Genomic DNA, 10,479 nt, shown 5'->3' with positions numbered 1-10,479 from the left:
GAGGCCGCGATCGTGCGGGATGCGCACACCGCAAAGGATCACATGATCCCCCCCGCCGCCGAAGGCGTGCACGTCGTAGCCGTTGCCCGTCCTTACATCCATGTCGCCTCGCAAGTTTTTCTCTGCACGCGCAAAATCTTCCGGGTGGGTGATCTTCAGATTGGCCTCGGCACCCGGCACGATGGCGACCTCGACGCCTGCGGCGCGTGCCACCTCCACGTCGTCGGCCGCCGCGCCCGAATGCGCACGGTGCGCGGCGAGAATCGCGTCGAGCGCGAACCCCTGCGGCGTCTGCGCCCGGAAGAGCCCGTCGCGCGGCTCGGCGCCGGTGACCCGGCCCCCTGCGCCGCGCCAGAGCGCGTCTGTCACCGGCAGCGCCGGCGCCGCGCCGTCGTGGCGGACCAGCGCGTCGAGCACGGCGTCGATCACCTCGCCGGGCACGCAGGGGCGCGCGACGTCGTGGATCAGGACGTGTGTCGCGGCCGTCTGCGTCAACGCCGCGAGCCCCGCGCGCACCGAGTCGGCGCGGGTGGCGCCGCCGGGGACATGGGCCACGCCGGCCGGCACCTGTCCGATGTCGTCGGGGTGCACGACGAGCAGCACCTCCGCGATGCGCGGATGGGCGGCGAAGGCGGCCACCGTCCAGTCCGCGACGCGCCGCCCCGCGAGCGGCCGCCACTGCTTCGGACGGCCGCCGCCCGCGCGACGACCGCGGCCGGCAGCGACGATGAGGGCGGCTGCGTGCATCGGACTCCACCTGTGACCGCCCCTGTGTATCCCGACAGGGCGCGGAGGCAAGGCCCGGATGGATTGCACAAGAATTGGGCAGAGACCTTCGAGGCAGGGCGCTCAACGGGGCGATAACTTGCCGTGCTCCGGCGTATCGCCTAGGTCTGACGCCATGCACAAGGATTAGGCAGGTGACATTGGACATCGGCGACAGGCGACTCGCGCCCCCCGTGATTCTGGCTCCGATGGCCGGAATCACGGACCGGCCCTTCCGTGATCTGGTGACCCGCTTCGGGGCCGGCCTCGTCGTCTCCGAGATGGTCGCGAGCCAGGAACTCGTTCAGGCCAAGCCCGGCGTGCGCGAGCGCGCGGAGCTCGGCCTCGGGCGGGCCGACACCGCCGTGCAGCTCGCCGGGCGCGATCCGCACTGGATCGCCGAGGCCGCCCGCATGGCCGAGGCGAACGGCGCGCCGATCCTCGACATCAACATGGGCTGCCCGGCCAAGAAGGTGGTGGGCGGGATGTCGGGCTCCGCGCTCATGCGCGAGCCGGACCATGCGCTGCGCCTGATCGAGGCGGTGGTGGGGGCGGTCTCGGTTCCCGTGACGCTCAAGACGCGGCTCGGCTGGGATTCGGATGCGCTCAACGCGCCCGAGATCGCCCGCCGGGCCGAGGCCGCCGGGGTGCGGATGATCACCATTCACGGGCGCACGCGCTGCCAGTTCTACAAGGGCCGGGCCGACTGGCGCGCGATCCGCCGCGTGGTCGAGGCGGTGCGCGTGCCCGTGGTCGCCAACGGAGACATCGTGACGGCCGAGGACGCGCGCGCCGCGCTCGCGGCCTCCGGCGCGGCGGGCGTGATGATCGGGCGCGGCACGCAGGGCGCGCCGTGGCGCGTGGCCGAGATCGGCGCGGCGCTGACGGGCGGGGCGCCGCCGGTGATCCCGGACGGGTGTGAATTTTCGGACATGGTGTCAGGCCACTACGAGGCGGCGCTCACCTTTCATGGCAAGGAGATCGGCGCGCGTGTCGTGCGTAAGCACCTCGGCTGGTACATGGACCGCGCGGGCACGCCGGCGGATCTGCGCCGCCGCGTGCTGACCGCCGCGCCCGCCGAGGTGCTGCGCCTGCTGCCGGAGGCGCTGTCGCTGCCGGCTGGCGCGAGGGTGGCAGCATGAGCGACGAGACCGCCATCTGGAGCGCGCTGCCCGTGCCGGGCATCGTCCTCGACGGCGACGACCGGATCACCAGCGTCAACAGCGCGGCCGAGAGTTTCTTCAACGTCTCGGAGCGCGCGCTCGTGGGGCAACCGGTCTGGGACCGCCTGATGGTCGATGCGCCGATGGAGGAAAGCTTTCGCCGGGCGCGGGATCACGGCACTCCGCTCTTCGTCAACGACGTCGATGTCGGCACGGGCGAGCGCCCGCCGATGCAGTGCAACCTCCAGATCGGACCGCTCCCCGGCGAGAGCGGCGCGATGATTCTCGTGATCTCGCCGCGCGAACTCGCCGGTCGCATGACGAAAAGCCAGTCGGTCAAGTCGGCGGCACAGTCGGCGATCGGCATGGCGCAGATGCTCGCGCACGAGATCAAGAACCCGCTCGCCGGCATCACCGGCGCGGCGCAACTGCTGTCCATGAACCTCGGACAGGAAGACCTTGAACTGACGGAACTCATCGTCGCCGAGACCCGCCGCATCCTGAAGCTTCTCGAGCAGGTGGACGAGTTCGGCAACACCAAGCCGCCCACGCTGCGGCCCGTGAACCTGCACGACGTGCTGGATCGCGCGCGCCGCTCGGCGCTTCTCGGCGTGGCCGCGCACATGAAGATCGTGGAGGATTACGATCCCTCGCTGCCGCTCGCGCACGGAGATCCGGATCAACTCCTGCAGGTCTTGCTGAACCTCGTGAAGAACGCCGCCCAAGCCTCTGACAAAGAAGGAGGAACGATCCGCCTGCGGACGTTCTACGAGCACAGTTTCCGCCTGCGCCGCGCCGATGGCGACGGTCGCGCGCTGCCGCTGCAGGTGGAGGTGATCGACGACGGACCCGGCCTGCCCGCGGATCTGGAGGGCGACATCTTCGATCCCTTCGTCTCGGGGCGCGAGAACGGCACCGGCCTGGGCCTCGCGCTCGTGTCCAAGATCGTCTCGGACCACGGGGGGTGGATTTCCGTCTCCTCCGTGCCCGGGCGCACCGTCTTTCGCATTTCGCTGCCCTGCGCGCCGCGCGAACCCAAGGAGTCTGACTGATGGACGGCACCGTTCTCGTCGCCGACGACGACCGCACGATCCGCACCGTGCTCACCCAGGCGCTGACGCGCGCGGGCTGCAAGGTGCACGCCACCTCCTCGCTGACGACGCTGATGCGCTGGGTGGGCGAGGGAAAGGGCGACGTGGTGATCTCGGACGTGATGATGCCCGACGGCAACGGCCTCGAGATGCTGCCCAAGATCGCAGAGGACCGGCCGGGCCTGCCGGTGATCGTGATCAGCGCGCAGAACACGATCATGACGGCGATCCAGGCCGCCGAGGCGGAGGCCTACGATTACCTGCCCAAGCCCTTCGACCTGCCGGACCTGATGAAGCGCACCTCCAAGGCGCTGGAAAAGCGGCGCCATGCGCCGGCGGCCCGCGCGGTCGAGGAGCCGGCGCCGGGTGAGGACGGCGAACTGCCGCTGGTGGGACGCACGACCGCGATGCAGGCGCTCTACCGCCTCGTCGCGAAGGTGATGAACGCCGACCTGCCGGTGCTGGTGACCGGCGAATCCGGCACCGGCAAGTCGCTCATCGCGCGGACGATCCACGATTTCTCCGACCGGCGCACGCTGCCCTTCGTCACCGTCACGGGCGCCGATCTGCGCGAGCTCGAGGGGCCGCAACGGGTGCTCGCGCGGGTGAAGGGCGGCACGCTGCTGATCGACGAGATCGGCGACATCGAGGACGAGGTTCAGGCCCGCCTCGTGCGCATGATCGACACACCGGGCGAGCATGCGCCGCGCTTCATGGCGACGAGCCAGGGCGACCTGGCCCGCGCGATGGAGGAGGGGCGGGTGCGCCGCGATCTCTACTACCGCCTGACCGGCGCGACGCTCCATGTGCCCAGCTTGCGCGAGCGGGTGGAGGACATCGCGCTCCTGACCGAGCATTTCCTCGCCCGGGCCGAGCGGGACGGCCTCGCCCGGCGGCGCCTCTCGCATGAGGCGGAGGAGCTGTTCCGCACCTACAGCTGGCCCGGCAACGTCCGCCAGCTCGAGAACGCCGTGCGCCGGCTGGTGCTGACGTCCCGCGCCGACGAGATCAGCCGCGCGGAGGTCGCGCATGTTCTCGGCGACCAGCCCGAGACCGAGCCGGTGCTGCGCGGGCAGGGCGGCGAGAACGAGAAGCTCTCGGCCTCGGTCGCGCGCCATCTTCGGCGCTACTTCGACCTGCACGGGTCTGCGCTGCCGCCGCCGGGCCTCTACCCCCGGATCCTGCGCGAGGTGGAGGCGCCGCTTATCGAGATCGCGCTCGAGGCCACGGGCGGAAATCAGGCGAAATGCGCCGATCTGCTCGGGATAAACCGCAATACGCTCCGCAAGAAGATCAACGACCTCGAGATTCACGTGACTCGCCGCCGCAAATTGATGTAAAAGGGCAACAGACCCGTGGCGGTGCCGTGGTGTGCCGGCCGGCATATCGTTGCACGCCACTAGATTTTGCGGCGGCGCGCTACGCGCGCCCGATCAGGGCGGGGGCAGATCGTGGCGTTGCGGGCACAGCGTCTCTCATGGAACCGGGTCAGCCGGCTCAGGCGGCAGCGCCGGGTGCAGAACGCCGCGACGCTCGGTCTCGTGCTGCTGGGCCCGGTGCTGGCGCTGGCCACCTTTCTCGTGCTCGGCCCGCTGGACGAGGGGGCGGGCGCCTGGTCCCTCCGGCTCGTCCTGCTGGCCGATCTTGTCTATATCCTCGCGGTCGCCGCGCTCGTCCTGCAGCGCGTCGCGCGCATGGTGGCGGCCCGGCGCGCGCACTCGGCGGGGTCGCGGCTGCACCTGCGGCTGACCTTCGTCTTCGCGGTCATGGCGCTTCTGCCGACGATCACGGTGGCCGTGTTCGCCGGGCTCACCGTGAACATCGGGCTCGAGGGCTGGTTCTCGGACCGCGTGCGGGGCGTCCTCGGCTCCAGCCTCGCCGCCGCCGAGGCCTACGAGGAAGAGCACCGCGCGGACCTCGCCACCGACGCGCGGGCGCTCGCCGATTTTCTCGACGCGGCCGGCGACGCACGCTTCCTGATGAACGACGGGGAACTGCGGGTCCTTCTGGGACAGGCACAGGGACAGATCCAGCGCGGCCTGCGCGAGGCCTATGTCATCGATGGCGCCGGCGATATCCGGGCGCGGGGCGAGCGCTCCTATCTTTTCGATTTCGAGGACCCCCCGGCCAGCGCCTTCGCCGAGGCGCGGGCGTCGGGCGTCACGATCGTGGAGGACTGGGACAACAACGAGTTCCGCGCGCTCGTGCCGCTCGACGCCTTCGCCGACCGCTGGCTTTATGTCAGCCGCGAGGTGGACGGGGACCTGCTGAGCCTGCTCGACGAGACGCAGGAGACCGTGCGGCTCTACCAGCAGCTCGAAAACGAGCGGGGGCGTGTCCTGTTCGAGTTCGGTCTGCTTTACCTCGGCTTCGCCGTGATCCTGATCCTCGCGGCGATCTGGCTCGGCCTCTGGTTCGCCGAGCGGCTGTCGCGGCCGGTCGGGCGGCTGACGGCGGCGGCGCAGCGCGTCGGCACCGGCGATCTCGACGTGCAGGTGCGCGAGGAGGATGGCGACGACGAAATCTCGATGCTGGGGCAGTATTTCAACCAGATGACGCGCCAGCTTCATGCGCAGCGCGAGACGCTTCTCGAGAACACGCGCCAGATCGAGCGCCGGCGGCGGCTGTTCGATTCGGTGCTGTCTTCCGTCACGTCCGGTGTCGTCGGGCTCGATTCCGCGGGCCGCGTCACCTTCGTCAACCGCTCCGCCGAACGCCTCCTCGGCTGGGAGGAGAGCCGACGCTCGCTGCCCATCGGCCTTGCCGTGCCGGAGTTCGGCCCCGTCTTCGAGCGCGTGCGTTCGGGGCGCGCCGAGGTGGCGCAGGAAGAGGTGAAGGTGAGCCGCGACGGGCGCATGGAAAACCTTCTCGTCCGCATCGCGCCGCGGCGCCGCGAGGACCGGGGCCTCGAGGGCTACGTGGTCGCCTTCGACGACGTCACCGACCTCGTCGCCGCGCAGCGCATGGCCGCCTGGGGCGACGTGGCGCGGCGCATCGCGCACGAGATCAAGAACCCGCTGACGCCGATCCAGCTCTCGGCGGAGCGCATCCGCCGCAAGTTCGGCGGCAAGCTCGACGCCGCGGAGGCCGAGCAGCTGTCCGGCATGACCGAGCGGATCGTGCGCCAGACCGACGACCTGCGCCGCATCGTGGACGAGTTCTCGCGCTTCGCGCGCATGCCCGAACCGGACCGCAGGCGGGAGGATCTCGCCCAGCTCCTGCGCGACGTCGTCGAGATGCAGGAGGCCGGGCAGCCCGGCGTGCGCTTCGAGACGGCTGTTCCCGAGGGACCGGTGATGGCAGAGCTCGACGCCACGATGATCGGGCAGGCGCTGACCAACCTTCTGAAGAATGCCGGAGAGGCGATCGAGACGCTTCGCGAGGCGGGCGCGCCGGCGGATCACGCCGCGGTGATCCGCGTCGAGATGGTGGCCGGCGCGGAGGAGGCCGTGATCCGGATCGCCGACAGCGGCGCGGGGCTGCCCGAGGATCGGACGCGCCTCTTCGAGCCATATGTTACCACGCGGGAGAAGGGCACGGGTCTCGGCCTGCCCATCGTCAAGAAGATCGTGGACGAACACGGCGGGGCCCTCACGCTCGAGGACGCGCCCGTGTTCGAGGGACAGAGCCGCGCCGGGGCGATGGCGGTGATCCGCCTGCCGCTGCCGGTCCGCGCGGCGCCTGAAATTGAAAGCGAAGGAATAACGGGGGACACATGAGCGACATTCTGATCGTCGACGACGAGCGCGACATCCGCGAGCTGATCGGGGACATCCTCGAGGACGAGGGGTTTTCCGTCCGCCTCGCCGCCAACTCCGAGGAGACGATGGCGGCGATCAACGCCGAGCCGCCGGGGCTGCTGATCCTCGACATCTGGCTCAAGGACAGCCGGATGGACGGCATCGACATCCTGAAGACGGTCAAGCGCGACAACCCGGACGTGCCGGTGGTCATCATCTCCGGCCACGGCAACATCGAGATCGCCGTCGCGGCGATCAAGCAGGGCGCCTACGACTTCATCGAGAAACCGTTCAACATCGACCAGCTTCTCGTGGTGATCCGCCGCGCGATGGAGACCTCGCGCCTGCGCCGCGAGAACCAGACGCTCAAGCGCCGCGAGACACGCGCGGCGCAAATGATCGGTGAAAGCGCGGCCTTCCGCGGGCTCATGGCGCAGCTCGACAAGGTGACGAAGTCGAACGGGCGGGTGATGCTCACCGGCCCCGCCGGCTGCGGCAAGGAGGTGGCGGCGCGCTACGTGCACGCCCGCTCGGCGCGCGCGCAGGCGCCCTTCGTCACGGTGAACTGCGCCGCGATCGCCCCCGAGCGCATGGAGGAGGTTCTCTTCGGCCGCGAGACGCCCGAGCGCGGGGTCGAGCCCGGCCTTCTGGAGGAGGCGCACGGCGGCGTCGTCTATTTCGACGAGGTGGCCGACATGCCGCCGGGCACGCAATCGAAGATCCTGCGCGTGCTCGTCGATCAGACCTTCCAGCGGCTCGGGGGCGCGGACAAGGTGCGCGTGGACCTGCGCGTGATATCCTCGACGAACCGCGATCTCGAGGCCGAGATCGCCGCCGGCCACTTCCGGCAGGAGCTTTTCCACCGGCTGAACGTGGTGCCGATCGAGGTGCCCTCCCTCGAGGAGCGGCGCGACGACATCCCCCTCCTCGCGAAACACTTCATCGAGGAGGCCAACGCCACGCAGGGCCTGCCGCTGCGCGAGGTCTCGGGCGAGGCGCTGGCGCTCATGCAGACGATGCTCTGGCCCGGCAACGTCCGCCAGCTTCGCAATCTCGTCGAGCGGGTGCTGATCCTCGGCGACGGGACCGGCCCGATCGAGGCCCGCGAACTGCCGCAGGAGCCGCAGCCACGCGCCGGCGAGGGGCGCGTCGTGCTCTCCGGCGAGGTGGCGACGCTGCCGCTGCGCGAGGCGCGCGAGGCCTTCGAGCGGGAGTACCTGCTCACGCAGATCAACCGCTTCGGCGGCAACATCTCGCGCACCGCGAATTTCGTCGGGATGGAACGCAGCGCGCTTCACCGCAAGCTCAAGTCGCTCGGCGTGGTCAGCACGCGCGGCGGTCGCCAGGCCGGCGGCGACGAGGAGGACGACGCGCCGGCGGTCAGTCAGGCCGGCTGACCCGGCCGCGCGGCCCAAGGGCGCAGGCCCCGGGATGGCAGCCCGGCATGCCCCGCGCGGCCCCCGTCGATCGGTGCCTCTGCCCGTTCGGGACGGTGCCCGCGTCCGTGCCGCCCCGATCGAATGGAACCGCGAATCCCGCATGCGCAGGGGAGGGTTGATTTGCGTCAAGGCGGCGGCGCACCCTCCGCGCGAGGGACGGGGCAGGCAAGGGAGCGACCGACATGCAGGACACCACGGCAGGGCCGGAGACGCGGCAGCGGCTGGAGCATTTTCCGATCAGCTTCTTCGCGATGGTGATGGGGCTGATGGGCCTCAGCCTCGCGCTGCACGCGGGCAGCGTGCCGTGGCCCGCGCTCGCGCGCGCGTCCGAGGCGGTGCTCTGGATCGCGGTGGCCGCTTTCCTCGGCATCGCCGTGTTCTATGTCACGAAGTGCCTTCGCCACGCCGACGCCGTGTCATGGGAGTGGCACCATCCCGTGCGCCTCGCCTTCTTCCCGGCGATCTCGATCTCGCTCCTGCTGATCGCGACGGGGCTGCTGGCGGCCTATCCCGGAGCCGCGCGGGTGGTCTGGTGGGCGGGGGTCGTGGGGCAGGCGGTGCTGACGCTCGCCGTGGTCTCCGGCTGGATCGGGCATCGGAGCTTTCAGGTGGGCCACCTGACACCGGCGTGGTTCATCCCGGCGGTCGGCAACGTGATCGTGCCGGTCGCGGGCGTGCCGCTCGGCTACGTGGAGGTCTCGTGGCTCTTCTTCTCGGCCGGGCTGATCTTCTGGATCGTGCTGCTGACGCTGGTCTTCAACCGGCTGGTCTTTCACGATCCCGTCCCGGCGCGGCTCTTTCCGACGCTGGTCATCCTGATCGCGCCGCCGGCGGTGGCCTATCTCGCGTGGGTGCAGCTGACCGGGGGCGTCGATCCCTTCGCGCGCATCCTGCTGAACGCGGCCTATGTCTTCGCCGCGCTCGTGGCGGTACAGGTGCCCAAGCTCGCGCGGCTGCCCTTCGCGCTCAGCTTCTGGGCGCTCTCCTTCCCGATCGCGGCGCTTTCCATCGCCTCCTTCCGACACGGCGCGCTGGCGGAGTCGCCCGCGCATGTCTGGATCGGGACGGCGGCGCTTGTCCTCCTCGGGGCGGTGGTCGTCGGGCTTCTCTGGCGCACCGGGCGGGCGGCGGCGCAGGGGCAGATCTGCCAGCCGGAATAGGAGGTACGTGGGGTATCTAGATACCTTTATTGCAACTCACTGATTTGCAATGTGGAAATGCCGTCACCTGCGCTTGACTGTGCGCGCGGCGCCCGTATAACCACGCCATCCCGACCGCGGGGCCGAGGGGCCCAAGCGGACGCGTGACAGATACGAGGAACACCCCCGGATGAAGACCTATTCAGCGACCCCGGCGGACATCGAGAAGAAATGGATCGTGATCGACGCCGAAGGCGTCGTGCTCGGCCGGCTCGCCTCGATCGTCGCCACCCGGCTGCGCGGCAAGCACAAGCCGGGCTTCACGCCGCACATGGACTGCGGCGACAACGTCATCGTGATCAACGCCGACAAGGTGCAGCTCACCGGCAAGAAGCGTGACGAGAAGTTCTACTGGCACACCGGGTATCCCGGCGGCATCAAGTCCCGCACCAAGGACCAGATCCTGACCGGCGCGCATCCCGAGCGCGTGGTCACCCAGGCCGTCAAGCGGATGCTGCCCGGCAACCGCCTCTCGCGCCAGATCATGGGCAACCTGCGCGTCTACGCCGGGGCCGAGCACCCGCATGAGGCGCAGCAGCCCGAGGCGCTGGACCTGAAGGCGATGAACCCCAAGAACACCCGGATGGCGACGTAATGGCGGAAGAGATCAAATCCCTCGAAGGGCTCGATGCGGTGGCCGGCACGCCCCCGGTCGAGGAGACGGCAGTCACCCGTGAGCCGGTGCGCGACGCGCTCGGACGCTCCTACGCGACGGGCCGGCGCAAGGACGCCACGGCGCGCGTCTGGATCAAGCCGGGCTCCGGCAAGGTTCAGGTCAACGGCAAGCCGATCAAGGAATACTTCGCGCGCCCCGTGCTGCAGATGATCCTGCGCCAGCCCTTCCAGGTGGCCGGGGTCGAGGACCAGTTCGACGTGATGTGCACCGTCAAGGGCGGCGGCCTCTCGGGTCAGGCCGGCGCGGTGAAGCACGGCATCTCGCGCGCGCTGCAGTACTACGATCCGGCCCTGCGCCCCGCGCTGAAGGCCGCGGGCTTCCTCACCCGCGACAGCCGCGTGGTCGAGCGCAAGAAGTACGGCCGCGCCAAGGCCCGCCGCAGCTTCCAGTTCTCGAAGCGCTGAGG

At 70.1% G+C, this 10,479-nt stretch carries 9 protein-coding genes; 8 read left to right on the top strand and 1 reads right to left on the bottom strand.

Annotation, left to right across the window (positions count from 1 at the left end):
• Positions 1-747: 2-C-methyl-D-erythritol 4-phosphate cytidylyltransferase (gene ispD / locus ACESL7_RS06045; protein WP_372892417.1), on the bottom strand; the 747-nt coding region annotated here is incomplete at its 3' end.
• Positions 748-974: 227 nt separating this feature from the next.
• Here ispD and dusB point away from each other — a divergent pair.
• The 8 genes from dusB to rpsI all read left to right on the top strand — a co-directional run bounded on the left by dusB (position 975) and on the right by rpsI (position 10,477).
• Positions 975-1,907 (top strand): tRNA dihydrouridine synthase DusB, encoded by a 933-nt coding sequence (gene dusB, locus ACESL7_RS06040; protein WP_372892418.1) that lies wholly within the window; start codon positions 975-977, stop codon positions 1,905-1,907.
• Positions 1,904-2,980: a two-component system sensor histidine kinase NtrB gene (locus ACESL7_RS06035; RefSeq protein ID WP_372892416.1), complete on the top strand. Its 1,077-nt coding sequence runs from the start codon at positions 1,904-1,906 to the stop codon at positions 2,978-2,980. Before dusB ends, ACESL7_RS06035 begins: the two co-directional genes overlap by 4 nt.
• A complete protein-coding gene (locus tag ACESL7_RS06030) occupies positions 2,980-4,359 on the top strand; it encodes a response regulator (protein ID WP_372892415.1) in 1,380 nt (459 codons plus the stop codon). The genes ACESL7_RS06035 and ACESL7_RS06030 overlap by 1 nt, the downstream gene beginning before the upstream one ends.
• Before the next feature lie 111 nt (positions 4,360-4,470).
• Positions 4,471-6,738, top strand: a complete 2,268-nt coding sequence (locus ACESL7_RS06025; RefSeq protein ID WP_372892414.1) for a sensor histidine kinase NtrY-like — start codon at positions 4,471-4,473, stop codon at positions 6,736-6,738.
• Entirely contained in the window at positions 6,735-8,156 is a 1,422-nt protein-coding gene (gene ntrX, locus ACESL7_RS06020) for a nitrogen assimilation response regulator NtrX (protein WP_372892413.1), read from the top strand. The genes ACESL7_RS06025 and ntrX overlap by 4 nt, the downstream gene beginning before the upstream one ends.
• A 224-nt stretch (positions 8,157-8,380) precedes the next feature.
• The gene (locus ACESL7_RS06015; protein ID WP_372892412.1) at positions 8,381-9,358 is read left to right on the top strand and encodes an SLAC1 anion channel family protein; all 978 of its coding nucleotides are present in this window, start codon (positions 8,381-8,383) and stop codon (positions 9,356-9,358) included.
• Positions 9,359-9,527: 169 nt separating this feature from the next.
• Positions 9,528-9,992, top strand: a complete 465-nt coding sequence (gene rplM / locus ACESL7_RS06010) for a 50S ribosomal protein L13 (protein WP_372892411.1) — start codon at positions 9,528-9,530, stop codon at positions 9,990-9,992.
• Positions 9,992-10,477, top strand: coding sequence for a 30S ribosomal protein S9 (gene rpsI / locus ACESL7_RS06005; protein WP_372892410.1), 486 nt, complete (start codon positions 9,992-9,994; stop codon positions 10,475-10,477). The genes rplM and rpsI overlap by 1 nt, the downstream gene beginning before the upstream one ends.
• Positions 10,478-10,479: the final 2 nt, after the last annotated feature.

The organism is Rhodosalinus sp. (genome assembly GCF_041685465.1).
In the GTDB taxonomy this organism is placed as follows: domain Bacteria; phylum Pseudomonadota; class Alphaproteobacteria; order Rhodobacterales; family Rhodobacteraceae; genus Rhodosalinus.
Note: the sequence above shows the minus strand (reverse complement) of the source record. Positions and strands in the feature narration are given on the sequence as shown.

Excerpts from the sequence above, each read along its gene's own strand:
- dusB (WP_372892418.1), top strand. The coding sequence starts at position 975 with ATGGCCGGAATCACGGACCGGCCCTTCCGTGATCTGGTGACCCGCTTC.
- ACESL7_RS06035 (WP_372892416.1), top strand. The coding sequence starts at position 1,904 with ATGAGCGACGAGACCGCCATCTGGAGCGCGCTGCCCGTGCCGGGCATC.
- ACESL7_RS06030 (WP_372892415.1), top strand. The coding sequence starts at position 2,980 with ATGGACGGCACCGTTCTCGTCGCCGACGACGACCGCACGATCCGCACC.
- ntrX (WP_372892413.1), top strand. The coding sequence starts at position 6,735 with ATGAGCGACATTCTGATCGTCGACGACGAGCGCGACATCCGCGAGCTG.
- ACESL7_RS06015 (WP_372892412.1), top strand. The coding sequence starts at position 8,381 with ATGCAGGACACCACGGCAGGGCCGGAGACGCGGCAGCGGCTGGAGCAT.
- rplM (WP_372892411.1), top strand. The coding sequence starts at position 9,528 with ATGAAGACCTATTCAGCGACCCCGGCGGACATCGAGAAGAAATGGATC.
- rpsI (WP_372892410.1), top strand. The coding sequence starts at position 9,992 with ATGGCGGAAGAGATCAAATCCCTCGAAGGGCTCGATGCGGTGGCCGGC.